23 protein-coding genes are annotated in these 25,386 nt (G+C 55.5%); 20 read left to right on the top strand and 3 right to left on the bottom strand.

Annotated features, from left to right (window positions below; all coding sequences use genetic code 11):
* The first annotated feature begins 559 nt into the window (after positions 1–559).
* The 19 genes from mraZ (at position 560) to mutT (ending at position 22,384) form a co-directional block, all read left to right on the top strand.
* On the top strand, positions 560–1,018 hold the full coding sequence (gene mraZ, locus EDF82_RS21400) for a division/cell wall cluster transcriptional repressor MraZ (protein WP_123757506.1): 459 nt from the start codon (positions 560–562) through the stop codon (positions 1,016–1,018).
* Position 1,019: 1 nt separating this feature from the next.
* A complete protein-coding gene (gene rsmH / locus EDF82_RS21395) occupies positions 1,020–1,961 on the top strand; it encodes a 16S rRNA (cytosine(1402)-N(4))-methyltransferase RsmH (RefSeq protein WP_004857852.1) in 942 nt (313 codons plus the stop codon).
* The gene (ftsL, locus tag EDF82_RS21390) at positions 1,958–2,323 is read left to right on the top strand and encodes a cell division protein FtsL (RefSeq protein ID WP_123757505.1); all 366 of its coding nucleotides are present in this window, start codon (positions 1,958–1,960) and stop codon (positions 2,321–2,323) included. Before rsmH ends, ftsL begins: the two co-directional genes overlap by 4 nt.
* 15 nt (positions 2,324–2,338) lie before the next feature.
* On the top strand, positions 2,339–4,105 hold the full coding sequence (locus EDF82_RS21385) for a peptidoglycan glycosyltransferase FtsI (RefSeq protein ID WP_123757504.1): 1,767 nt from the start codon (positions 2,339–2,341) through the stop codon (positions 4,103–4,105).
* A complete protein-coding gene (gene murE / locus EDF82_RS21380) occupies positions 4,092–5,579 on the top strand; it encodes a UDP-N-acetylmuramoyl-L-alanyl-D-glutamate--2,6-diaminopimelate ligase (protein WP_123757503.1) in 1,488 nt (495 codons plus the stop codon). The genes EDF82_RS21385 and murE overlap by 14 nt, the downstream gene beginning before the upstream one ends.
* Positions 5,576–6,934 carry a UDP-N-acetylmuramoyl-tripeptide--D-alanyl-D-alanine ligase gene (murF, locus tag EDF82_RS21375; protein ID WP_123757502.1) on the top strand — a complete coding sequence of 453 codons (1,359 nt, stop codon included), beginning with the start codon at positions 5,576–5,578 and terminating at the stop codon, positions 6,932–6,934. The genes murE and murF overlap by 4 nt, the downstream gene beginning before the upstream one ends.
* The gene (gene mraY / locus EDF82_RS21370) at positions 6,928–8,010 is read left to right on the top strand and encodes a phospho-N-acetylmuramoyl-pentapeptide-transferase (protein ID WP_123757501.1); all 1,083 of its coding nucleotides are present in this window, start codon (positions 6,928–6,930) and stop codon (positions 8,008–8,010) included. Before murF ends, mraY begins: the two co-directional genes overlap by 7 nt.
* Before the next feature lie 2 nt (positions 8,011–8,012).
* Positions 8,013–9,329, top strand: a complete 1,317-nt coding sequence (gene murD / locus EDF82_RS21365) for a UDP-N-acetylmuramoyl-L-alanine--D-glutamate ligase (RefSeq protein WP_123757500.1) — start codon at positions 8,013–8,015, stop codon at positions 9,327–9,329.
* On the top strand, positions 9,329–10,588 hold the full coding sequence (gene ftsW, locus EDF82_RS21360) for a cell division protein FtsW (RefSeq protein WP_123757499.1): 1,260 nt from the start codon (positions 9,329–9,331) through the stop codon (positions 10,586–10,588). The genes murD and ftsW overlap by 1 nt, the downstream gene beginning before the upstream one ends.
* Entirely contained in the window at positions 10,585–11,655 is a 1,071-nt protein-coding gene (murG, locus tag EDF82_RS21355) for an undecaprenyldiphospho-muramoylpentapeptide beta-N-acetylglucosaminyltransferase (protein ID WP_123757498.1), read from the top strand. The genes ftsW and murG overlap by 4 nt, the downstream gene beginning before the upstream one ends.
* Before the next feature lie 47 nt (positions 11,656–11,702).
* On the top strand, positions 11,703–13,178 hold the full coding sequence (murC, locus tag EDF82_RS21350; RefSeq protein WP_123757497.1) for a UDP-N-acetylmuramate--L-alanine ligase: 1,476 nt from the start codon (positions 11,703–11,705) through the stop codon (positions 13,176–13,178).
* Positions 13,171–14,091 carry a D-alanine--D-alanine ligase gene (locus tag EDF82_RS21345; protein WP_123757496.1) on the top strand — a complete coding sequence of 307 codons (921 nt, stop codon included), beginning with the start codon at positions 13,171–13,173 and terminating at the stop codon, positions 14,089–14,091. Before murC ends, EDF82_RS21345 begins: the two co-directional genes overlap by 8 nt.
* 1 nt (position 14,092) lies before the next feature.
* On the top strand, positions 14,093–14,926 hold the full coding sequence (gene ftsQ, locus EDF82_RS21340) for a cell division protein FtsQ (protein ID WP_123757495.1): 834 nt from the start codon (positions 14,093–14,095) through the stop codon (positions 14,924–14,926).
* Positions 14,923–16,185: a cell division protein FtsA gene (gene ftsA, locus EDF82_RS21335; protein ID WP_123757494.1), complete on the top strand. Its 1,263-nt coding sequence runs from the start codon at positions 14,923–14,925 to the stop codon at positions 16,183–16,185. The genes ftsQ and ftsA overlap by 4 nt, the downstream gene beginning before the upstream one ends.
* A 62-nt stretch (positions 16,186–16,247) precedes the next feature.
* Positions 16,248–17,399 carry a cell division protein FtsZ gene (gene ftsZ, locus EDF82_RS21330; RefSeq protein ID WP_004857884.1) on the top strand — a complete coding sequence of 384 codons (1,152 nt, stop codon included), beginning with the start codon at positions 16,248–16,250 and terminating at the stop codon, positions 17,397–17,399.
* Positions 17,400–17,499: 100 nt separating this feature from the next.
* Positions 17,500–18,417 carry a UDP-3-O-acyl-N-acetylglucosamine deacetylase gene (gene lpxC / locus EDF82_RS21325; protein WP_123757493.1) on the top strand — a complete coding sequence of 306 codons (918 nt, stop codon included), beginning with the start codon at positions 17,500–17,502 and terminating at the stop codon, positions 18,415–18,417.
* A 251-nt stretch (positions 18,418–18,668) separates the two neighbouring features.
* The gene (gene secM, locus EDF82_RS21320; RefSeq protein WP_123757492.1) at positions 18,669–19,163 is read left to right on the top strand and encodes a secA translation cis-regulator SecM; all 495 of its coding nucleotides are present in this window, start codon (positions 18,669–18,671) and stop codon (positions 19,161–19,163) included.
* Between the two features lie 59 nt (positions 19,164–19,222).
* Positions 19,223–21,928, top strand: a complete 2,706-nt coding sequence (secA, locus tag EDF82_RS21315; RefSeq protein WP_123757491.1) for a preprotein translocase subunit SecA — start codon at positions 19,223–19,225, stop codon at positions 21,926–21,928.
* A 60-nt stretch (positions 21,929–21,988) separates the two neighbouring features.
* Complete coding sequence (gene mutT, locus EDF82_RS21310; protein WP_123757490.1) at positions 21,989–22,384, top strand: 8-oxo-dGTP diphosphatase MutT; 396 nt, start codon at positions 21,989–21,991, stop codon at positions 22,382–22,384.
* A 43-nt stretch (positions 22,385–22,427) separates the two neighbouring features.
* On the opposite strand, the gene yacG is transcribed toward mutT, so the two are convergent.
* Genes yacG through coaE form a run of 3 tightly spaced genes read right to left on the bottom strand, consistent with a single transcriptional unit; the run spans position 22,428 to position 23,995 of the window.
* Positions 22,428–22,625, bottom strand: coding sequence for a DNA gyrase inhibitor YacG (yacG, locus tag EDF82_RS21305; protein ID WP_123757489.1), 198 nt, complete (start codon positions 22,623–22,625; stop codon positions 22,428–22,430).
* 9 nt (positions 22,626–22,634) lie between these two features.
* Positions 22,635–23,378: a cell division protein ZapD gene (zapD, locus tag EDF82_RS21300; RefSeq protein WP_123757488.1), complete on the bottom strand. Its 744-nt coding sequence runs from the start codon at positions 23,376–23,378 to the stop codon at positions 22,635–22,637.
* Positions 23,378–23,995 carry a dephospho-CoA kinase gene (gene coaE, locus EDF82_RS21295; protein WP_123757487.1) on the bottom strand — a complete coding sequence of 206 codons (618 nt, stop codon included), beginning with the start codon at positions 23,993–23,995 and terminating at the stop codon, positions 23,378–23,380. Before coaE ends, zapD begins: the two co-directional genes overlap by 1 nt.
* A 346-nt stretch (positions 23,996–24,341) precedes the next feature.
* Between coaE and EDF82_RS21290 the strand changes: the two genes are divergently transcribed.
* Positions 24,342–25,385 carry a GMP reductase gene (locus EDF82_RS21290; protein ID WP_123757486.1) on the top strand — a complete coding sequence of 348 codons (1,044 nt, stop codon included), beginning with the start codon at positions 24,342–24,344 and terminating at the stop codon, positions 25,383–25,385.
* Position 25,386: the final 1 nt, after the last annotated feature.

Below are 25,386 nucleotides of genomic sequence, written 5' to 3'. Positions count from 1 at the left end.
TACCCTGAAACAGTAAAATGAAATCGCTTTCAGACAAATCCCTAAACTTCTTTACGCATTATTTTGTTTTATTCTGGAGTTGGGGATTTCTGGCATCTGCTGGCTATAAAAAAAGATAAATTGGCCTTTATTTGTATTATTTTGTTACATTCATTAAGTTAATCGCTGAATTAACAATCATTTCACGCCGTAATCAGACTCGTTTCGCTCCGCACCCGCAGCAAGCGCACCTCTCCGACAGCAACAGGCACTGTTAACGGACATCATAATGGCCTAAAATGCCGCTCGCGTCGCAAACTGACACTTTATATTTTCCCGCCGAAGATATTTTGTTGCTTTTTACTGTTACGAATTTGTTGGTTGTTTTCTTACACGTATTCATAACGTTAATTTGCCTCGTTTGTTGATGATTATTTCATCAGGCCTAATATCGGCTGCAAATAATGGGTTTTTGAGCTCCGTTGGTATTCGTGCTGGCTTGACAAGCTTTTCCTCCGCTCCGTAAACTCCTTCTGGTGGGAATTTGTGGGTTAAAGTGGCGAAAAGGGGTGAGGCTGGCATGTTCCGTGGGGCAACGTTAGTCAATCTCGACAGCAAAGGCCGTCTGGCCGTACCGACGCGATACCGCGACGGGCTGATCGAAGACGCTTCCGGTCAACTGGTATGTACCATTGACATTCATCACCCGTGCCTGCTGCTTTACCCCTTGCCTGAATGGGAAATCATCGAGCAAAAATTGTCGCGTTTATCGAGCATGAATCCCGTTGAGCGACGCGTACAGCGTCTGCTGTTGGGTCATGCCAGCGAATGTCAGATGGATAATGCCGGGCGTCTGTTGATTGCTCCGGTGTTACGGCAACATGCCGGGCTGACAAAAGAAGTGATGCTGGTCGGACAGTTCAATAAGTTTGAACTGTGGGATGAAACGACCTGGTATCAACGGGTCAAGGAAGATATCGACGCTGAGCAGTCCGCTACCGGGGAGCTATCGGAGCGACTGCAGGATTTGTCTCTATAAGATGATGGAAAATTTTAAACACACTACGGTACTGCTGGATGAAGCCGTTAATGGCCTGAATATTCGTCCTGATGGTATCTACATTGATGGGACCTTTGGTCGCGGCGGACACTCGCGTCTGATCCTTTCCCAACTGGGGGCGGAAGGACGGCTGCTGGCTATCGATCGCGATCCGCAGGCTATCGCGGTGGCGAAGACCATTGATGATCCCCGCTTTTCCATCGTACATGGACCTTTCTCCGCGTTGGCTGACTATGTAAGTGAGCGCGGACTAACTGGCAAGATCGACGGGATTCTTCTCGATCTTGGCGTCTCTTCACCGCAACTTGATGACGCAGAACGCGGCTTCTCGTTTATGCGCGATGGCCCGCTGGATATGCGCATGGATCCGACGCGCGGTCAGTCAGCCGCTGAATGGCTGCAGACTGCCGACGAAGCCGATATCGCCTGGGTGATCAAAACCTTTGGCGAAGAGCGTTTCGGTAAGCGCATTGCCCGCGCCATCGTTGAGCGTAACCGCATCGAACCCATGACCCGCACCAAAGAGCTGGCGGAAGTGGTAACGGCGGCAACGCCGGTGAAGGACAAATTCAAACATCCCGCGACCCGTACCTTCCAGGCGGTGCGCATTTGGGTGAACAGTGAACTGGAGGAGATAGAGCAGGCGCTAAAAAGCTCGCTCAGCGTGCTGGCCCCAGGCGGGCGGCTGTCGATCATCAGTTTCCACTCGCTGGAAGACCGTATTGTGAAACGCTTTATGCGTGAACAAAGCCGCGGTCCGCAGGTTCCGGCAGGGTTACCGATGACCGAAGAGCAGCTCAAAAAACTGGGCGGCCGTGAGTTACGAGCACTAGGCAAGTTGATGCCGGGCGAAGAAGAGGTGGCAGAGAATCCACGGGCCCGTAGTTCAGTTCTGCGTATTGCAGAGAGGACGAACGCATGATCGGCAGAGTGACAGAAGCCTTAAGCAAAGTTAAAGGATCGTTAGGAAGCAACGAGCGTCATGCCTTGCCTGGCGTCATCGGAGACGATCTTCTGCGGTATGGGAAGCTGCCACTCTGTCTGTTCATTTGCATCATCATTACGGCGATTACCGTGGTGACGACGGCGCACCATACCCGTCTGTTAACCGCGCAGCGCGAGCAGCTAGTTCTGGAACGTGACGCGCTGGATATTGAATGGCGAAACCTGATCCTCGAAGAGAACGCGCTCGGCGATCACAGTCGGGTTGAGCGGATCGCGACGGAGAAGTTGCAGATGCAACACGTCGATCCATCACAAGAAAATATCGTTGTACAAAAATAAGGATTATTGCGACGCATGAAAGCAGCGCCGAAAACGCTAAAACCAAAACGTCAGGAAGAACAGGCCAACTTTATCAGTTGGCGTTTTGCGTTGCTGTGCGGCTGTATTCTGCTGGCTCTGACTTTCCTGCTGGGCCGCGTGGCCTGGCTCCAGGTGATCAGCCCGGACATGCTGGTTCGTCAGGGCGACATGCGTTCTCTACGCGTGCAGGAGGTCTCTACCGCGCGTGGCTTGATTACTGACCGCTCCGGTCGTCCGCTGGCGGTGAGCGTGCCGGTGAAGGCCATCTGGGCCGACCCGAAAGAGCTGCACGAAGCGGGTGGCGTCAGCATTGATAATCGCTGGAAAGCGCTGGCTGATGCGTTAAACATGCCGCTGGACCAGCTGGCATCACGTATTAATACCAATCCGCGGATGCGCTTTATCTACCTGGCGCGTCAGGTTAACCCGGACATGGCGGATTACATCAAGAAGCTTAAGCTACCGGGCATCCATATGCGCGAAGAGTCGCGCCGTTACTACCCGTCAGGTGAAGTTACCGCTCACCTCATTGGCTTCACTAACGTGGATAGCCAGGGGATTGAAGGCGTTGAGAAGAGCTTTGACAAATGGCTTACCGGCCAGCCTGGCGAGCGTATCGTGCGTAAAGACCGCTATGGCCGCGTCATTGAAGATATCTCTTCAACCGACAGCCAGGCGGCGCATAACCTGGCGTTAAGCATCGATGAGCGTCTGCAGGCTCTGGTCTACCGCGAACTGAACAATGCCGTGGCGTTTAACAAAGCGGAATCGGGAAGCGCCGTGCTGGTGGACGTCAGCACCGGTGAAGTACTGGCGATGGCCAACAGCCCGTCATACAACCCGAACAATTTCTCTGGTACCGCCAAAGACATCATGCGTAACCGCGCCATTACCGACGTGTTTGAACCAGGTTCTACGGTCAAGCCGATGGTGGTGATGACCGCGTTGCAGCGCGGGATTGTGAACGAAAATACCGTACTGAATACCATTCCCTACCGAATTAACGGCCACGAGATTAAAGACGTGGCGCGCTACAGTGAATTGACCCTGACCGGGGTACTACAGAAGTCGAGTAACGTCGGTGTTTCCAAGCTGGCGTTAGCGATGCCGTCCTCAGCGTTAGTAGATACTTACTCACGTTTTGGGCTCGGAAAAGCGACCAATTTGGGGTTGGTCGGAGAACGCAGTGGCTTATACCCTCAAAAACAACGGTGGTCTGACATAGAGAGGGCCACCTTTTCTTTCGGCTACGGGCTAATGGTAACGCCGTTACAGTTAGCGCGAGTCTACGCAACGATTGGCAGCTATGGCATCTATCGCCCGCTGTCGATCACCAAAGTTGATCCGCCGGTTCCCGGTGAGCGTGTGTTCCCGGAACCTCTCGTTCGTACTGTTGTGCACATGATGGAAAGCGTGGCGCTGCCCGGTGGCGGGGGCGTGAAGGCGGCGATCAAAGGTTACCGCATTGCCATCAAGACCGGTACCGCGAAAAAAGTGGGGCCGGATGGCCGCTATATCAACAAATATATTGCTTACACCGCAGGCGTTGCGCCAGCCAGTCACCCGCGCTTTGCGTTGGTGGTGGTGATCAACGATCCGCAGGCGGGTAAATACTACGGCGGCGCCGTTTCCGCGCCGGTCTTTGGTGCCATCATGGGTGGCGTTCTGCGCACCATGAACATCGAGCCGGACGCGCTGGCAACGGGCGAAAAAAGTGAATTTGTGATTAATCAAGGCGAGGGAACAGGTGGCAGATCGTAATTTGCGCGACCTTCTCGCTCCGTGGGTGCCAAATGCGCCGGAGCGAATTCTGCGAGAAATGACGCTGGACAGCCGGGTGGCTGCTTCCGGCGATCTCTTTATCGCGGTTTTGGGTCATCAGGCGGACGGGCGTCGTTATATCCCGCAGGCGATAGCGCAAGGTGTTGCTGCCATTATTGCTGAGGCCAAAGATGAGGCTGAAGACGGCGAAATCCGTGAGATGCACGGCGTGCCGGTGATTTATCTCAGCCAACTCAATGAGCGCTTATCGGCGCTGGCCGGGCGTTTTTACCATCAGCCTTCGGCGCAATTGCGTCTGGTAGGCGTCACCGGAACCAACGGTAAAACCACCACCACTCAACTGCTGGCGCAGTGGGCCAAACTGCTTGGCGATACCAGCGCGGTGATGGGAACGGTTGGTAATGGCCTTCTGGATAAAGTCATTCCGACGGAAAACACCACCGGTTCTGCGGTCGATGTGCAGCATGTGCTTTCCGGCCTCGCAGGGCAGGGGGCAACGTTTGCCGCCATGGAAGTCTCTTCCCACGGTCTGGTGCAGCATCGCGTAGCGGCGCTGCAGTTTGCCGCCTCGGTCTTTACTAACCTGAGCCGCGATCACCTCGATTATCACGGCGATATGGAACATTACGAAGCGGCAAAATGGCTGCTTTACTCCACGCACCACTTCGGTCAGGCGATTGTCAACGCGGACGATGAAGTGGGCCGCCGCTGGCTGGCGAAGCTGCCGGACGCGGTCGCGGTGTCGATGGAAGATCATATTAACCCGAACTGCCACGGCCGCTGGCTGAAGGCGACGGCGGTGAACTATCACGACAGCGGAGCGACAATTCAGTTTGATTCCAGCTGGGGCAAGGGCGAAATAGAGAGCCGCCTGATGGGCGCCTTTAACGTCAGCAACCTGCTGCTGGCGCTGGCAACGCTGCTGGCGCTGGGTTATCCGCTGGACGAACTGCTGAACTCGGCATCTCGTCTGCAGCCGGTCTGTGGGCGTATGGAAGTGTTCAGCGCGCCGGGCAAACCGACCGTCGTTGTGGATTATGCCCATACCCCGGATGCGCTGGAAAAAGCGCTGCAGGCGGCGCGTTTGCACTGTAACGGTAAGCTGTGGTGCGTCTTTGGCTGCGGCGGCGATCGTGACAAAGGCAAACGTCCTCTGATGGGGGCCATTGCCGAAGAGTTTGCCGACATTGTCGTCGTGACCGATGACAACCCGCGTACCGAAGAGCCCCAGGCGATCATCAGCGATATTCTCGCCGGGATGCTTGATGCCGGGCACGCGAAAGTGAAAGAGGGCCGGGCTGAAGCGGTGACCAACGCCGTGATGCAGGCACAAGAGGGTGATGTGGTCCTGGTGGCCGGGAAAGGCCATGAGGACTACCAGATTGTTGGCAATCGTCGCCTTGACTACTCCGATCGCGTCACCGTGGCCCGTCTGCTGGGAGCGGTAGCATGATTCGCTTTACGTTAAGCCAGCTCGCCGACATCACGCACGGCGAATTGCACGGTGGCGATCTGGCCATCGATGAAGTGACCTCGGACACCCGCAAGATCACCAAAGGCTGCCTGTTTGTGGCGCTGAAGGGCGAGCGTTTCGATGCTCACGACTTTGCAGAGCAGGCGAAGCAGGCCGGCGCGGGTGCGCTGCTGGTGAGTCGCCGCCTGGCATGTGATTTACCGCAGGTTGTCGTGAACGATACCCGCCTGGCCTTTGGCGAACTGGCTGCATGGGTGCGCCAGCAGGTGCCGGCGCGCGTCGTGGCGCTGACCGGTTCCTCCGGGAAAACGTCGGTGAAAGAGATGACCGCGGCGATCCTGAGCCAGTGCGGTAATACCCTGTATACCGCCGGTAACCTGAATAACGACATCGGTGTGCCGATGACGCTGCTGCGTCTGACCAAAGAACATGATTATGCGGTGATCGAATTAGGCGCTAATCATCAGGGCGAAATTGCCTGGACCGTCAGCCTGACGCGTCCGGAAGCCGCGCTGGTCAACAACCTGGCCGCCGCGCACCTCGAAGGTTTCGGTTCGCTGGCCGGAGTGGCAAAAGCGAAAGGCGAAATCTTTACCGGTCTGCCTGAAAACGGCATCGCTATCCTCAATGCCGACAATAACGACTGGCTGAACTGGCAAGCGGTTATCGGCGCACGCAAAGTCTGGCGCTTCTCGCCTGACGCGGCGCAGAGCGACTTTACCGCCACCAATATCCATATCACCAGCCACGGCACCGAATTTACCATGCAAACCCCGGTAGGGAGCGTCGATGTCCTGCTGCCGTTGCCGGGCCGCCACAATATCGCTAATGCGCTGGCAGCAACTTCGCTGGCGATGGCGGTGGGTGCCGATCTCAGCGCGGTGAAAGCCGGTCTGGCGCAGCTGAAAGCGGTGCCGGGGCGTCTGTTCCCGATTGCGCTCACCGAAACTCAACTGCTGCTCGATGACTCCTATAACGCCAACGTCGGTTCGATGACCGCCGCGGTGCAGGTGCTCTCCGAGATGCCGGGTTACCGCGTTCTGGTCGTTGGCGATATGGCTGAACTGGGTGCAGAAAGCGAAGCTTGTCATCGCCAGGTCGGCGAGGCGGCGAAAGCTGCAGGGATTGACCGTGTCCTCAGCACCGGCGTGCTGAGCGCAGAAATTAGTCGCGCCAGCGGCGCAGGTGAACACCTTAGCGATAAAGCATCGCTGGTGGCGCGTCTGCGCGAACTGACGTCAGAACACAAGATCATCACCATTTTAGTGAAGGGTTCACGTAGTGCCGCCATGGAAGAGGTAGTACGCGCATTACAGGAGAATGGAACATGTTAGTATGGCTGGCCGAACATCTGGTCAAATATTATTCCGGCTTTAACGTCTTTTCCTATCTGACGTTTCGCGCCATCGTCAGCCTGCTGACCGCGCTGTTCATCTCGTTGTGGATGGGCCCGCGCATGATCGCCCGTCTGCAAAAACTCTCTTTCGGCCAGGTCGTACGTAACGACGGTCCGGAATCTCACTTCAGTAAACGCGGTACCCCGACCATGGGGGGGATCATGATCCTCACCGCGATTGTGGTTTCGGTACTGCTGTGGGCCTACCCCTCCAACCCGTATGTGTGGTGCGTTCTGACGGTACTGATTGGCTACGGCATTATCGGTTTCGTCGATGACTACCGCAAAGTGGTGCGCAAAGACACCAAAGGGCTGATCGCCCGCTGGAAGTACTTCTGGATGTCGGTAATCGCGCTGGGCGTTTCGTTTGCGCTGTACATGGCCGGAAAAGATACGCCAGCGACTCAGCTGGTTGTGCCGTTCTTTAAAGACATCATGCCGCAGCTGGGGATCCTCTACATCCTGCTGGCCTACTTCGTGATTGTCGGCACCGGTAACGCGGTCAACCTGACCGATGGCCTTGATGGCCTGGCAATTATGCCAACCGTATTCGTGGCCGCGGGCTTTGCGCTGGTGGCATGGGCAACGGGTAACATGAACTTTGCCAACTACCTGCACATTCCGTATCTACGACATGCTGGTGAACTGGTTATCGTCTGTACGGCGATTGTCGGCGCGGGACTGGGCTTCTTATGGTTCAACACCTACCCGGCACAGGTCTTTATGGGCGATGTCGGATCGCTGGCACTGGGCGGCGCGCTGGGTATTATCGCCGTGCTGCTGCGCCAGGAGTTCCTGCTGGTCATTATGGGTGGCGTGTTCGTGGTGGAGACCCTGTCGGTCATTCTGCAGGTCGGCTCCTTTAAGCTGCGCGGTCAGCGCATCTTCCGTATGGCGCCGATTCATCACCACTATGAACTGAAAGGCTGGCCGGAGCCGCGCGTGATCGTGCGCTTCTGGATTATTTCGCTGATGCTGGTGCTGATTGGCCTGGCGACGCTGAAGGTACGTTAATCATGGCAGATTATCAGGGTAAAAAAGTCGTCATTATTGGCCTGGGCATGACCGGGCTATCTTGCGTGGACTTCTTCATGGCGCGCGGCGTGACGCCGCGGGTGATGGATACTCGCGCCACGCCGTCAGGCCTCGACAAGCTGCCTGAAGCGGTTGAACGTTACGTCGGCGGGCTGAACAGTGACTGGCTGCTGGCGGCGGACCTGATAGTGGCAAGCCCTGGTATCGCGCTGGCGCACCCTGCGTTGAGCGAAGCGGCGGATGCTGGCGTGGAAATCGTCGGCGATATCGAACTGTTCTGTCGTGAAGCGCAGGCGCCGATCGTTGCCATTACCGGCTCCAACGGTAAAAGCACCGTGACGACCCTGGTGGGCGAAATGGCGAAAGCGGCCGGCGTGAACGTCGGCGTTGGCGGCAATATTGGTCTGCCGGCCCTGATGCTGCTGGATGCGGATCGCGAGCTGTATGTTCTGGAACTCTCCAGCTTCCAGCTGGAAACCACCTCCAGTCTGCGGGCGGTTGCCGCGACAATCCTCAACGTTACTGAGGATCACATGGACCGCTATCCGCTGGGTTTGCAGCAGTATCGCGCTGCCAAACTGCGGGTGTATGAAAATGCGAAGACCTGCATCGTGAATGCCGATGACCGGCTGACGATGCCGGTTCGCGGCGCCGATGAGCGCTGCGTTAGCTTTGGTGTGGATGTCGGTGACTATCACCTTAACCGTCAGCAGGGCGAAACCTGGCTGCGGGTTAAAGGTGAAAAGGTGCTTAACGTGAAAGAGATGCACATCACCGGCCAGCACAACTACAGCAACGCCCTGGCGGCGCTGGCGCTGGCGGATGCCGCCGGCCTGCCGCGTGCCAGCAGCCTCAAGGCGCTGACCACCTTTACCGGCCTGGCGCACCGTTTCCAGCTGGTGCTGGATCACAACGGCGTTCGCTGGATCAACGATTCCAAAGCGACCAATGTGGGTAGCACCGAAGCGGCACTGAACGGGTTGCATCTCGACGGTACGCTGTACCTGCTGCTGGGCGGCGACGGTAAATCTGCCGATTTCACGCCGCTGACGCGCTATCTGACGGGAGATCATATCCGTCTGTACTGCTTCGGTCGCGATGGCGAACAGCTGGCGGCGCTGCGCCCGGACGTGGCAACCCAGACAGCGACGATGGAAGAGGCGATGCGCCAGATTGCGCCGCTGCTGAAATCGGGCGATATGGTGCTGCTATCCCCGGCATGTGCCAGCCTCGATCAGTTCAAGAGCTTTGAACAACGTGGCGATGTTTTTGCCCGTCTGGCTAAGGAGTTAGGCTGATGCGTTTATCCCTCCCGCGCCTGAGAATGCCTCAGTGGAGACTGCCGCGCCTGCCGGGGATGTTTATCTTCTCCTGGCTGTTCGCCGCGCTGAAAGGCTGGGTGATGGGCTCGCGTCAGAAAGATAACGATAGCCTGGTGATGTATGACCGCATGCTGTTGTGGCTGACTTTCGGCCTGGCAGCTGTCGGTTTTATTATGGTGACGTCGGCGTCGATGCCGGTTGGGCAGCGCCTGGCCAACGATCCCTTTTTGTTCGCCAAGCGTGACGGATTATATATTCTGCTGGCGCTCGGGCTGGCGATGGTAACCCTGCGTCTGCCGATGGAATTCTGGCAGCGGCACAGTACCGCCATGCTCATCGCCTCTATCGTGATGCTGCTGATCGTACTGGTGGTCGGTAGTTCGGTAAACGGCGCCTCGCGCTGGATTGCCTTCGGCCCACTGCGTATTCAGCCGGCGGAATTTACCAAGCTCTCGCTGTTCTGCTACATCGCCAACTATCTGGTGCGTAAAGGGGATGAGGTCCGTAATAACCTCCGCGGCTTCTTAAAGCCGATGGGCGTGATTTTCGTCCTCGCGATTCTGCTGCTGGCGCAGCCGGACCTCGGTACCGTGGTCGTGCTGTTCGTGACCACCCTGGCAATGCTGTTTCTTGGTGGCGCGAAGCTGTGGCAGTTCATTGCCATTATCGGCATGGGGATCTCGGCGGTGGTGCTGCTGATCCTCGCTGAGCCCTATCGTATTCGCCGCGTGACCTCCTTCTGGAACCCGTGGGAAGACCCGTTCGGCAGCGGTTACCAGTTAACCCAGTCGCTGATGGCGTTCGGCCGCGGTGAAATGTGGGGGCAGGGCTTAGGTAACTCGGTACAGAAACTGGAGTATTTACCGGAAGCACATACCGATTTCATCTTCGCCATTATCGGCGAAGAACTCGGTTATATCGGTGTGGTACTGGCCCTATTAATGGTATTCTTCGTCGCCTTTCGCGCCATGTCGATTGGGCGTAAAGCGCTGGAGATCAACCATCGCTTCTCCGGTTTCCTGGCATGCGCCATTGGTATCTGGTTCAGCTTTCAGGCACTGGTTAACGTCGGGGCCGCGGCAGGTATGCTGCCAACCAAAGGTCTGACGTTGCCGCTGATTAGTTACGGCGGTTCCAGTTTGCTGATTATGTCAACGGCCATCATGTTGCTGTTGCGAATTGATTATGAAACCCGTCTGGAAAAAGCCCAGGCGTTTACACGGGGTGTTCGATGAGCGGTCAGGAAAAGCGGCTAATGGTGATGGCGGGCGGTACCGGTGGACACGTGTTCCCGGGGCTGGCGGTCGCGCACCATTTAATGGACCAGGGCTGGCAGGTTCGCTGGCTGGGTACTGCCGATCGTATGGAAGCGGATTTAGTGCCGAAGCATGGCATTGATATTGATTTCATCCAGATTTCTGGCCTGCGCGGCAAAGGGCTCAAGGCGCAACTGCAGGCACCGGTCCGTATCTTCCACGCCTGGCGTCAGGCGCGAGAAATCATGAAACGGTTCCAGCCGGATGTGGTGTTAGGCATGGGCGGATATGTTTCTGGCCCGGGTGGTCTGGCAGCGTGGTCGCTGGGTATTCCGGTGGTGCTGCATGAACAAAATGGTATTGCCGGCCTGACCAATAAATGGCTGGCGAAGATTGCAAAGAAAGTGCTGCAGGCGTTCCCTGGCGCATTCCCGCATGCCGATGTTGTGGGCAACCCGGTGCGGACCGATGTGCTGGCTCTGCCGTTACCCGAGCAGCGCCTGGTCGGGCGTCAGGGGCCGACGCGCGTGTTAGTGGTGGGCGGTTCTCAGGGCGCGCGCGTCCTGAACCAGACCATGCCGCAGGTGGCAGGGAAACTGGAAGGCGCGGTGACCATCTGGCACCAAAGTGGCAAAGGTGCTCAGCAAACGGTACAGCAGGCCTATGCCGATGCCGGGCAGCCACAACATAAAGTGACTGAATTTATTGATGACATGGCCGCAGCGTATGCCTGGGCTGATGTTGTTGTGTGTCGTTCCGGTGCGCTGACGGTGAGTGAAATTGCCGCAGCAGGTTTACCGGCGTTATTTGTGCCGTTTCAGCACAAGGATCGTCAGCAGTACTGGAATGCACTGCCGCTGGAGAAAGCGGGCGCAGCGAAAATTCTCGAACAACCTCAGTTCACCGTCGATGCCGTAGCGCAGACGCTGGCTGGCTGGGATCGGGAAACGCTGCTGGATATGGCGGAACGAGCGCGTAGAGCCTCGATTCCGGATGCTACCGAACGGGTAGCAGAAGAAGTGAGCGCTGCAGCACTGGCGCGCTAATCACGGTGAATCTCACCGTCCGTATAAAGATGTAGATGGCGTAAAGAATGAATACACAAGATCTGGCGAAACTGCGTTCCATAGTGCCCGAGATGCGTCGCGTCCGGCACATTCACTTTGTTGGCATTGGTGGTGCCGGTATGGGCGGTATTGCCGAAGTTCTGGCTAACGAAGGCTACCAGATTAGCGGCTCCGACCTGGCGCCGAATCCGGTGACGCAACAGCTGACGCAACTTGGCGCCACGATCTATTTCAACCATCGCCCGGAAAACGTGCGCGATGCGAGTGTGGTGGTGGTGTCCAGCGCCATTTCCGCGGAAAACCCGGAAATTGTCGCGGCACATGAAGCACGTATTCCGGTCATTCGCCGTGCAGAGATGCTGGCGGAGCTGATGCGTTTTCGCCACGGGATTGCGATTGCCGGTACGCACGGCAAAACCACCACGACGGCGATGGTTTCCAGCATTTATGCGGAAGCGGGCCTTGACCCAACCTTCGTCAACGGTGGGCTGGTGAAAGCGGCGGGGGTTCACGCCCGCCTCGGCCACAGTCGTTACCTGATTGCGGAGGCAGATGAGAGCGATGCGTCGTTCCTGCACCTGCAGCCGATGGTCGCTATCGTGACCAACATCGAAGCCGACCACATGGATACCTACCATGGCGACTTTGAGAATCTGAAGCAGACCTTTATTAATTTCATGCACAACCTGCCGTTCTACGGACGTGCGGTGATGTGTGTAGACGATCCGGTGATTCGTGAACTGCTCCCGCGTGTGGGTCGGCAGATTACCACCTACGGTTTCAGCGACGATGCCGACGTGCGCGTCGAAGAGTACCGTCAGATTGGCGCCCAGGGACATTTCCGTCTGGTTCGCCAGGATAAAGAGCCGCTGCAGGTGACGCTGAATGCGCCGGGTCGCCATAACGCGCTGAACGCCGCCGCCGCGGTCGCCGTGGCGACGGAAGAGGGGATTGAAGACAGTGCGATCCTGCGGGCGCTGGAAAGCTTCCAGGGCACCGGTCGTCGCTTTGATTTTCTCGGCGAATATCCGTTGGCCGCCGTCAACGGGAAAAGCGGTAGCGCGATGTTAATCGATGACTATGGTCATCACCCAACGGAAGTGGATGCCACGATTAAAGCCGCACGCGCGGGCTGGCCGGATAAAAATCTGGTGATGTTATTCCAGCCGCACCGTTTCACGCGTACCCGCGATCTCTACGATGATTTCGCCAACGTGCTGACTCAGGTTGATGCGCTGCTGATGCTGGATGTCTATTCCGCTGGCGAAGCGCCGATTCCGGGAGCCGACAGCCGTTCGCTGTGCCGTACCATTCGCGGCCGCGGTAAAGTTGACCCGATTCTGCTCTCCGATCCGGCACAGGCAGCTGAAATGCTGGCGTCGGTGTTGACCGGCAATGACCTGATCCTGGTGCAGGGCGCAGGAAACATAGGAAAAATCGCACGTCACCTGGCTGAAATCAAACTCGTGCCGCAAAAAACGGAGGAGGAGCACCGTGGCTGATAAAATCGCGGTTCTTTTTGGCGGCACCTCTGCTGAGCGTGATGTTTCACTAAATTCCGGCACCGCGGTGCTTGCCGGACTGCGTGAAGCGGGCGTGGATGCGCATCCGGTTGACCCTCGTGATGTTGATGTGACCCAGCTGAAACAGATGGGGTTTAAGAAAGCGTTTATTGCGCTGCATGGTCGCGGTGGCGAAGATGGTACGTTGCAAGGGCTGCTGGAGCTGATTCAGCTGCCTTATACCGGCAGCGGCGTGATGGCATCGGCCATCTCCATGGACAAAGTTCGCAGCAAATTGTTGTGGCAGGGCGCGGGTTTACCCGTCGCACCGTGGGTGGCGTTGACGCGCGCGCAGTTCGAAAAAGGGCTTACTGCCGAGACGGAAGCACAGATTGCAGCCCTTGGGTTGCCATTGATTGTCAAACCGGCTTGTGAAGGTTCAAGCGTCGGTATGTCGAAAGTGAGCGAAAGTTGTGCATTACAGAGTGCATTGACGCTGGCTTTTCAGCATGATGAAGACGTTCTGATTGAAAAATGGCTGAGTGGCCCCGAATTTACCGTCGCTATCGTCGGTGAAGAAATTTTACCGTCAATTCGTATCCAGGTGGCTGGAACCTTCTATGATTATGAGGCGAAGTATCTCTCTGATGAGACGCAATATTTCTGCCCTGGTTGTGAGGATCTCGTCCGCGAGTCAGAAATTCAGGCTCTGGTACTTAAAGCCTGGAATGTTCTCGGCTGTAAAGGTTGGGGACGCATTGACGTGATGCTGGACAGCGATGGCCAGTTTTATTTGCTGGAAGCGAATACTTCCCCTGGCATGACCAGCCACAGCCTGGTGCCGATGGCGGCTCGTCAGGCAGGAATGAGCTTCTCGCAACTTGTTGTTCGCATTTTGGACCTGGCGGGGTGATATGTCGCAGGCTGCGCTGAATACGCGAAACCAGGAAGAAGAAGATAACGCTTCTTTGCGCCGGAGTAATGGAACTCGTCTGGCCGGGATTGTCTTCCTGCTGGCGGTGCTAAGTACCGTATTGGTCAGCGGGTGGATGGTTCTGGGCTGGATGGAAGATGCACAGCGTTTACCGCTGTCCAGAATGGTGGTCACCGGTGAACGTCACTACACGCGCAATGATGATATTCGTCAGGCGATTCTGGCGTTAGGTTCGCCGGGAACCTTTATGACCCAGGATGTCAACATCATCCAGAGTCAGATCGAACGTCTGCCGTGGATTAAGCAGGCGAGCGTTAGAAAGCAGTGGCCGGACGAATTGAAGATTCATCTGGTTGAATATGTGCCGATTGCGCGTTGGAATGATCAACATATGGTGGACGTCGAAGGAAACTCCTTCAGCGTACCAGCGGATCGTACCAATAAGCAGAATTTACCGATGCTGTATGGCCCGGAAGGCAGTGAGAACGAAGTGTTGCAAGGGTATCGCGACATGGGGCAGGTACTGGCAAAGGATAAATTCACGTTGAAAGTCGCGGCGATGACCGCACGTCGCTCCTGGCAGTTGACGCTGAATAACGATATTAAGCTCAACCTTGGCCGCGGCGACACCATGAAACGACTTCAGCGCTTTATGGAACTCTACCCGGTTCTTCAGCAACAAGCGCAGACCGACGGCAAACGGATTAGCTATGTTGATTTGCGTTATGACTCGGGTGCGGCAGTGGGCTGGGTACCTGCTCCCGTAGAGGAAACTAACCAACAACAGAATCAGGCACAGGCAGAACAACAATGATCAAGGCGACGGACAGAAAACTGGTAGTTGGGCTGGAGATTGGCACCGCAAAGGTTGCCGCTTTAGTAGGGGAAGTTCTGCCCGATGGCGTGGTCAATATCATTGGCGTGGGCAGTTGCCCTTCGCGTGGTATGGATAAAGGCGGAGTGAACGACCTGGAATCCGTGGTGAAATGCGTACAGCGCGCCATTGACCAGGCCGAACTGATGGCGGATTGCCAGATTTCGTCAGTGTATCTGGCGCTTTCAGGTAAACATATTAGCTGTCAAAATGAAATCGGCATGGTGCCGATCTCAGAAGAAGAAGTGACGCAGGACGATGTTGAAAACGTGGTGCATACCGCGAAATCAGTCCGCGTACGCGATGAGCATCGTGTTCTGCACGTCATTCCGCAGGAATATGCCATCGATTATCAGGAAGGGATTAAAAATCCGGTGGGTCTGTCCGGCGTGCGTATGCAGGCGAAAGTCCATCTGATTACCTGCCATAACGATATGGCAAAAAATATTGTTAAAGCGGTTGAACGTTGTGGTCTGAAAGTAGACCAACTCATTTTCGCCGGTTTAGCGGCCAGTTATTCCGTTCTGACGGAAGATGAACGTGAGCTGGGTGTCTGCGTGGTGGACATCGGCGGTGGTACAATGGATATCGCCGTGTATACCGGCGGTGCGCTGCGTCATACCAAAGTGATCCCGTACGCGGGCAATGTGGTGACCAGCGATATCGCCTACGCCTTTGGTACGCCGCCGAGCGATGCCGAAGCGATTAAAGTTCGCCACGGTTGCGCGCTGGGTTCTATTGTCGGCAAAGACGAAAACGTCGAAGTGCCGAGCGTCGGTGGGCGTCCACCGCGCAGCCTGCAGCGTCAGACGCTGGCAGAGGTTATTGAGCCGCGCTATACCGAGCTGCTCAATCTGGTTAACGAAGAGATCCTGCAGCTGCAGGAGCAGCTTCGCCAGCAAGGGGTGAAACACCATCTGGCGGCGGGGATTGTATTAACGGGCGGCGCGGCGCAAATTGAAGGTCTTGCTGCCTGTGCTCAGCGGGTGTTCCATACGCAGGTGCGTATTGGTGCGCCGCTGAATATTACCGGATTAACGGATTATGCCCAGGAGCCGTATTATTCGACGGCGGTTGGGTTGCTGCACTACGGGAAGGAATCTCATCTTAGTGGTGAAGCAGAAGTAGAAAAACGCGTAACTGCATCAGTTGGCTCGTGGATTAAGCGACTTAATAGCTGGCTGCGAAAAGAGTTTTGATTTTTTCAGAGAACGCAGAAAATTAGCGTTCTCAGGCGACAGGCACAAAACGGAGAGAAACTATGTTTGAACCTATGGAACTGACCAACGACGCGGTGATTAAAGTCATCGGCGTCGGTGGCGGCGGTGGCAATGCCGTTGAGCACATGGTGCGCGAGCGCATCGAAGGTGTTGAATTCTTCGCGGTGAACACCGACGCGCAGGCACTGCGTAAAACGGCTGTTGGCCAGACTATCCAGATCGGTAGCGGTATTACCAAAGGTCTGGGTGCCGGCGCTAACCCGGAAGTGGGCCGTAATGCGGCTGACGAAGACCGTGAAGCGTTACGCGCTGCTCTTGATGGTGCAGACATGGTGTTTATCGCCGCAGGTATGGGCGGTGGTACCGGCACCGGTGCAGCACCTGTTGTGGCTGAAGTGGCGAAGGATCTGGGTATCCTGACCGTTGCGGTCGTCACTAAGCCGTTTAACTTTGAAGGCAAAAAACGCATGGCGTTCGCCGAACAGGGGATCACTGAGCTGTCCAAGCATGTGGACTCTCTGATCACCATTCCGAACGACAAGCTGCTGAAAGTGCTCGGTCGTGGTATTTCTCTGCTGGATGCTTTCGGCGCGGCAAACGACGTGTTGAAAGGTGCAGTACAGGGTATCGCCGAGCTGATCACCCGCCCGGGTCTGATGAACGTCGACTTTGCGGATGTGCGCACGGTGATGTCAGAGATGGGTTACGCGATGATGGGTTCTGGCGTCGCAAGCGGTGAAGACCGTGCGGAAGAAGCCGCTGAAATGGCGATCTCTTCTCCGCTGCTGGAAGATATCGATCTGTCCGGCGCGCGCGGCGTTCTGGTCAACATCACCGCGGGCTTCGACCTGCGTCTGGATGAGTTCGAAACCGTGGGTAACACGATTCGTGCTTTCGCATCGGATAACGCGACCGTGGTTATCGGTACTTCCCTTGACCCGGACATGAACGACGAACTGCGTGTGACCGTCGTTGCTACCGGTATCGGCATGGACAAACGTCCGGAAATCACCCTGGTGACCAACAAACAGGTTCAGCAGCCGGTGATGGATCGCTACCAGCAGCACGGTATGGCACCATTAACTCAAGAGCAGAAACCGGTCGCAAAAGTGGTGAACGACAACACGCCGCAAACTGCGAAAGAGCCGGATTATCTGGATATTCCAGCTTTCCTGCGTAAGCAAGCCGATTAAGAATTGGCTGGAAGTTGGGCATCAGCGCTCTTTGTGCTAAACTGCCCTCCCGAATGTATAATATACTTCGGTTGGATAGGTAACTTGGCGAGATTATACGATGATCAAACAAAGGACTCTTAAACGTATCGTTCAGGCGACTGGCGTCGGTTTGCATACCGGCAAGAAAGTCACTCTGACGTTACGCCCTGCGCCGGCAAATACCGGGGTCATCTATCGTCGCACCGACTTGAATCCACCGGTTGATTTTCCGGCTGATGCCAAATCTGTGCGGGATACCATGCTCTGTACTTGCCTGGTGAACGAGCATGACGTGCGGATTTCAACAGTCGAGCACCTGAATGCCGCACTGGCTGGCCTGGGCATTGACAACATTGTGATTGAAGTCGATGCGCCGGAAATTCCAATTATGGATGGTAGTGCTGCGCCGTTCGTTTATCTGTTGCTGGATGCCGGCATCGATGAACTGAACTGTGCGAAGAAATTTGTCCGCATCAAAGATACTGTGCGTGTTGAAGATGGCGACAAATGGGCTGAATTCAAACCGTATAATGGTTTTTCGTTGGACTTTACCATCGACTTTAACCATCCGGCGATTGATGCAAGCAACCAGCGCTACGCGATGAACTTCTCTGCTGATGCATTTATGCGCCAGATTAGTCGCGCTCGTACTTTTGGTTTTATGCGTGATATCGAATATCTGCAGTCCCGCGGCCTGTGCCTGGGCGGCAGCTTCGATTGTGCCATCGTTGTTGACGATTATCGCGTATTGAACGAAGACGGTTTGCGCTTCGAAGATGAGTTTGTCCGCCACAAAATGCTGGATGCGATTGGTGACCTGTTTATGTGTGGTCACAATATCATCGGTGCGTTCACGGCGTTCAAATCAGGTCACGCGTTGAATAACAAATTGCTGCAGGCCGTCCTGGCAAAACAGGAAGCCTGGGAATATGTGACTTTCGAAGACGAAGCAGAACTGCCGCTGGCGTTCCGTGCACCGTCAATGGTTATGGCATAAGCCTGACCATTCAGTAAAATCGACTGGTAACCTGGTACCCTCTCCGGCCAGGGGGCCAGTCTTTTTTCTTTTTTAGCCTTCCCCTCCCATGACTGCTGTCATTCTCCGGCGCTGTTCATTGTTCGTTCGCTGTTTTATTGAGCGCTTTTGACTTGCCAGAGCTGTCATTCATGCTGCTGTAGCGCAGTATTAATGGTAGTATTTGGGCGCAAAATTATTTCCTGGGGTTGCTTCAACTAAAGGTAACGTACGTGAGTGGATTGCTGACGCGCTGGCGACAGTTTGGCAGACGATATTTCTGGCCGCATCTCCTGTTGGGGATGGTCGCGGCTAGTCTCGGCTTGCCTGCGCTTAGCAATAGTCACGAAACCACGTCACCGGCGAAAGCAACGGCCAGTAACCACAATCCAACGAAAGTTAATTTCTCCCAGCTGGCGCTGCTGGAAGCCAGTCGTCGACCTAATTTCACTGTCGATTACTGGCATCAGCATGCGATACGCACGGTCATTCGCCATCTGTCATTTGCCATGGCACCGCAGGCGCTGCCGGTTGTGGAAGAATCTTCGCCATTACAGGCGCAGCACCTGGCTTTACTCGACACGCTCAGCGCACTGCTGACGCAGGAGAGCAAACCGCCGGTTGCCGTTCGTCTTGTAGCCTACAACCCGTCCCATTCTGCCTTTAGAATCTCGGCCTGGATTAGCCAGGTCGCCGGGATCCGCGCAGGGCCTCAACGTCTCAGCTAAACGAAAAACGGATTATTCTTTTTTGTGACTCCGCGATGCGGGGCGTTTGAGATTTTATTATGCTAATCAAATTATTAACTAAAGTTTTCGGTAGTCGTAACGATCGTACCCTGCGCCGTATGCGCAAAACCGTTGGCGTGATCAACGCCATGGAACCGGCAATGGAAAAGCTCTCTGATGACGAGCTGAAAGGTAAAACTGTCGAATTCCGAGCTCGCCTTGAGAAAGGTGAAAGCGTTGAGAGCCTGATCCCTGAGGCCTTTGCGGTAGTACGTGAAGCCAGTAAACGTGTGTTCGGGATGCGTCACTTCGACGTCCAGCTGCTGGGCGGTATGGTGCTGAACGATCGCTGCATCGCGGAAATGCGTACCGGTGAGGGTAAAACCCTGACCGCAACCCTGCCGGCGTATCTGAACGCACTGTCGGGTAAAGGCGTCCACGTGGTTACCGTCAACGACTACCTGGCACAGCGTGATGCTGAAAACAACCGTCCGCTGTTCGAGTTCCTCGGGATGACCGTCGGTATCAACATGTCCGGTCTGCCTGCGCCTGCCAAACGTGAAGCGTACGGTGCGGATATCACCTACGGTACCAACAACGAATACGGTTTTGACTACCTGCGTGACAACATGGCGTTTAGCCCTGAAGAACGCGTACAGCGTAAGCTGCACTATGCGCTGGTGGATGAGGTGGACTCCATCCTCATCGATGAAGCGCGTACTCCGCTGATCATTTCTGGTCCGGCGGAAGACAGCTCAGAAATGTACAAACGCGTTAACAAGATCATCCCGCACCTGGTGCGTCAGGAAAAAGAAGACTCCGACACCTTTACCGGTGAAGGTCACTTCTCTGTCGATGAGAAAGCGCGTCAGGTTAACCTGACCGAACGCGGTCTGGTGCTGATTGAAGAACTGCTGGTGCAGGAAGGCATTATGGACGAAGGCGAATCGCTGTATTCACCGTCCAATATTATGCTGATGCACCACGTGACGGCTGCGCTGCGCGCCCATGTGCTGTTCACCCGCGACGTTGACTACATCGTTAAAGATGGCGAAGTCATTATTGTCGATGAGCATACCGGTCGTACGATGCAGGGTCGTCGCTGGTCTGATGGTCTGCATCAGGCCGTTGAAGCGAAAGAGGGTGTGGATATCCAGAACGAGAACCAGACTCTGGCCTCCATCACTTTCCAGAACTACTTCCGTCTGTACGAGAAGCTGGCAGGGATGACCGGTACCGCGGATACCGAAGCCTTTGAATTCAGCTCTATCTACAAACTGGATACCGTGGTCGTGCCGACCAACCGTCCGATGATCCGTAAGGATATGGCGGATCTGGTCTATATGACCGAAGCGGAAAAAATTCAGGCGATCATCGAAGATATTAAAGAGCGTACTGCTGCTGGCCAGCCGGTACTGGTGGGTACCATTTCGATTGAGAAATCAGAAGTGGTTTCAAATGAACTGACGAAAGCCGGTATAAAACACAACGTACTGAACGCCAAGTTCCACGCCAGTGAAGCGGATATCGTTGCGCAGGCGGGTTACCCGTCAGCGGTGACCATCGCGACCAACATGGCCGGTCGTGGTACCGATATTATGCTCGGTGGTAGCTGGCAGGCCGAAGTGGCAGCGCTGGAAGATCCGACGCCGGAACAAATCGAGCAGATTAAAGCCGACTGGCAGATTCGTCACGATGCCGTACTGGCTGCCGGTGGTCTGCACATTATCGGTACCGAGCGTCATGAATCGCGTCGTATCGATAACCAGCTGCGTGGCCGTTCTGGTCGTCAGGGTGATGCCGGTTCTTCCCGCTTCTACCTGTCGATGGAAGATGCCCTGATGCGTATCTTTGCCTCCGACCGTGTTTCCGGCATGATGCGTAAGCTGGGGATGAAACCGGGCGAAGCGATTGAGCACCCGTGGGTCACCAAAGCCATCGCTAACGCCCAGCGTAAAGTGGAAAGCCGCAACTTTGATATTCGTAAGCAGCTGCTGGAATATGATGACGTGGCGAACGATCAGCGTCGCGCCATCTATAGCCAGCGTAACGAACTGCTGGACGTGTCCGATGTTAGCGAAACCATTAACAGCATCCGCGAAGACGTTTTCAAAGCGACCATCGATGCCCATATCCCGCCGCAGTCGCTGGAAGAAATGTGGGATGTTGAAGGCCTGCAGGAACGTCTGAAAAACGACTTCGACCTTGAGCTGCCGCTGAAAGAGTGGCTGGATAAAGAGCCGGAACTGCATGAAGAGACGCTGCGTGAGCGTATTCTGCAGAGCGCGGTTGAAACCTATCAGCGTAAGGAAGAAGTGGTTGGCACCGAAATGATGCGTCATTTCGAGAAAGGTGTGATGCTCCAGACCCTGGACTCCCTGTGGAAAGAGCACCTGGCGGCAATGGACTACCTGCGTCAGGGTATCCATTTGCGTGGTTATGCGCAGAAAGATCCGAAGCAGGAATATAAGCGCGAATCCTTCTCCATGTTCGCAGCGATGCTGGAATCCCTGAAGTATGAAGTGATCAGCACCCTGAGCAAAGTTCAGGTTCGCATGCCGGAAGAAGTGGAAGCGATGGAGCAGCAGCGTCGTGAAGAAGCTGAACGTCTGGCGCAGATGCAGCAGCTCAGCCATCAGGATGACGACACTGCCGCCGCCGCTGCGCTGGCCGAGGAAACCGGCGACCGTAAAGTGGGCCGCAACGATCCTTGCCCGTGCGGTTCTGGTAAAAAATATAAACAGTGCCACGGCCGTCTGAGCTAATCTCAGAGAGTAAAAAAATAAAGGCGCAGATATCTGCGCCTTTTTTATGGAATGAAGACAATGAAAAAACTGCAAATTTCCGTCGGCATTATTCGTAATCAGCAGGGCGAAATCTTTATTACCCAGCGGGCATCAGATGCCCATATGGCCGATAAACTTGAGTTTCCCGGTGGCAAAATTGAAGCCGGAGAAACCCCGGAACAAGCGCTGGTGCGTGAGCTTCAGGAAGAGGTCGGGATTACGGTAGCGTCTTCCCGTCTGTTTGATACCCTGGAGTACCAGTTCCCGGATCGCCATATTACGCTGTGGTTCTGGCTGGTTGAGGCCTGGTCGGGGGAACCGTGGGGGAAAGAGGGGCAGCCAGGGCGCTGGATTGCGCAGCAGGCGTTAGTCGCAGACGCGTTCCCGCCGGCGAACGAACCGGTGATCACCAAATTAGTGCAGGCGGCATCGTAAATACCGTTGCCCGGCCTTTCCACATATGGCCGGGCTAGCGCGATTATTGCTGCTGCTCTTCGCTCCAGTCATCGCTGTCGGACAGATCGCCAGCGCTGGGGATTCGTTTTTCTTCCGCCGCCCACTCGCCGAGATCGATCAGCTGACAGCGCTTAGAGCAAAATGGCCGAAACGGGCTTTGTTCATTCCAGGCTACGGTCTTACCGCAGGTAGGGCAGTTGACTATCGTCTCTTCTGACATTTTTACTCCTTAACAACACGCCAGTTCAAAATCAAAACGCTCAGGTACCACGCCAAGCTCGCTATCCAGCGGCAGGAAGCGAATAGCAAAGCGGCTCTTATGGCCGGAAATTTGCGGGTAGAGCTGGCTGGCAATATCCAGACGCAAGCGCAGCAGGTCGGCATCTTCGCCGTTGTCCTGATAAAAACCGTTAAGGCTGGTTTGCTTGCGGAACGGGGCGGAGTTGCGGATCAGATCAAGGATGAGCACCAGCGATTGCGTCAGGGGTTCGAGGCTGGCTAACCATTTTTCGACCTGTTCGTCACGATGCGCCTGAGGCATATGCAGCCAGATATGCAACGTCGGAAGGTCAAAGCTGCAGCAGCCGCCAGGAATGCTCAGTCGCTGCCGTACCAGGGCAATCAGCCGGTCTTCGCGAAGAAACTGACCGATACGCGGCGCGGACATCAGGACGCTACCGCACTGTTTGAGCTGCTGACGCAAGGCGCCGATGCGCTCTTGATCGACGCCGGGGACTTCAGCCCAGGACTGCAGTTTACGCTGCTGGCGTTCGAGCTCTTTCAGCATGTCCGTTCGGACTTCACCGCGTTCCAGAACATCTAAAAGATCGCCCGCGTTGCGGAAAAAATGCAGCGCATCAGCATAGGTGGCTAACGTCGGGTGAACGGATAGCTGCTGCGTTAAAAATTCGATGCGCAGCCAGGTACGCATTTTCTCGTTCAGTGGATGTTCAAACAGAACAGGGGTGTGCATTACGATTTTTCCTGTGAGGCGGCCTGCGATGCCAGGAGTAGATACCGGTCGTGCAGGCGGGCAACATCCGATGCGATGGCATCCGGCGTGCCTGTGTTTTCAATGACATCATCCGCAACGGCGAGACGCTGTTCGCGCGTCGCCTGGGCGGCAAGAATATGTTCTGCATGTTCACGGCTGACCCGATCACGCGAGATCGTCCGTTCGATCTGCGTCTCTTTCGGGACATCAACGACCAACACGCGATCGGCCTTCGCGGCCAGGTGGTTTTCAACCAGTAAGGGGACAACCCAGAGAATGTAGGGGGAAGTCGCTGCCTGCATCTGTCGGCGTGTTTCCTGCTGAATCAGCGGATGCAGAAGCGCGTTAAGCCAGGTTTTATCGTCGGGGTGGGCAAAGATTTTTTCACGTAACGCACGGCGGTTCAGCGTGCCGTCATCAAGCATCCCTGGGCCAAAATGAGCGGCGATAGCCTGCAGTGCCGGGGTTCCGGGTTCGACCACCTGACGAGCAATAATGTCGGCATCAATAACGTTCACCCCAAGGTGAGAAAATGCATCGGCCACGGTGCTCTTACCACTGCCAATACCGCCCGTTAACGCTACCGTATACCTCATACACTCCGTATCCCGATCAGACCAATGAACTCATTACATTCCAGTGGCGCCGGTCGTACACGCCCCGATGCTCTTACGAGCGAAATCCCATCATGATGGCACAAGCCAACCGACTGGGTCACAGCCTATACTGGTTTATTTTGTATATACAAATCAATTGGTTAAATTTAACGCATCTCACGTTGGTGCTCGCGATCGCGTTATTCACTATTCACCAGGTAAATTTATACGATTGTAGCGTAAAAAAAGTGAAAATCGCAGTCTTGCGCAGCCATGATTCGTGCGTATGATAACGTCACTGGAGTTGTGCTCTCACAATAATGCAATTAACCCCAGGAATTCGCACATGCGTATTGAAGAAGATCTGAAGCTTGGTTTTAAAGACGTTCTTATCCGCCCAAAACGCTCTACCCTCAAAAGCCGTTCTGATGTTGAGCTGGAACGTGAATTCACATTTAAACATTCTGGCCAGTCATGGTCCGGCGTGCCGATCATTGCCGCTAACATGGACACCGTCGGGACGTTTGGCATGGCGAAAGCGCTGGCATCTTTCGGCATTCTGACCGCGGTTCACAAACATTATACCGTTGAAGAGTGGCAGAGTTTTGTGCAGTCATCTTCTGCGGATGTGCTGAAATACGTCATGGTGTCCACCGGGACTTCTGATGTTGATTTCGAAAAAACCAAACAGATCCTCGCTCAAAATCCACAGCTGAACTTCGTCTGCATCGATGTGGCGAATGGCTACTCTGAGCATTTTGTACAGTTCGTTGCTAAAGCGCGTGAAGCCTGGCCGCAGAAAACCATCTGTGCGGGTAACGTCGTCACCGGCGAAATGTGCGAAGAGCTGATTCTCTCAGGCGCAGATATCGTGAAAGTCGGCATCGGCCCGGGTTCCGTATGTACCACTCGTGTGAAGACCGGCGTGGGTTATCCGCAGCTTTCTGCCGTGATTGAATGTGCCGATGCGGCACATGGTCTCGGCGGCCAGATCGTCAGCGATGGCGGTTGTACAATGCCGGGTGACGTAGCAAAAGCCTTTGGCGGCGGCGCCGATTTTGTCATGCTCGGTGGCATGCTGGCCGGTCATGAAGAGAGCGGTGGCAAAGTGGTTGAAGAAAACGGCGAGAAGTTCATGCTGTTTTACGGCATGAGCTCTGAGTCCGCGATGACCCGCCACGTTGGCGGCGTTGCGCAGTACCGCGCAGCAGAAGGCAAAACCGTTAAGCTGCTTCTGCGTGGCCCGGTTGAGAATACCGCACGCGATATCCTCGGCGGCCTGCGCTCTGCCTGCACCTACGTGGGCGCTTCACGCCTGAAAGAGCTGACCAAACGCACCACCTTTATTCGCGTACAGGAACAAGAGAACCGCGTGTTCAACAGCCTGTAAT

Source organism: Klebsiella sp. BIGb0399 (genome assembly GCF_003752615.1).
In the GTDB taxonomy this organism is placed as follows: domain Bacteria; phylum Pseudomonadota; class Gammaproteobacteria; order Enterobacterales; family Enterobacteriaceae; genus Klebsiella; species Klebsiella lignicola.
Note: the sequence above shows the minus strand (reverse complement) of the source record. Positions and strands in the feature narration are given on the sequence as shown.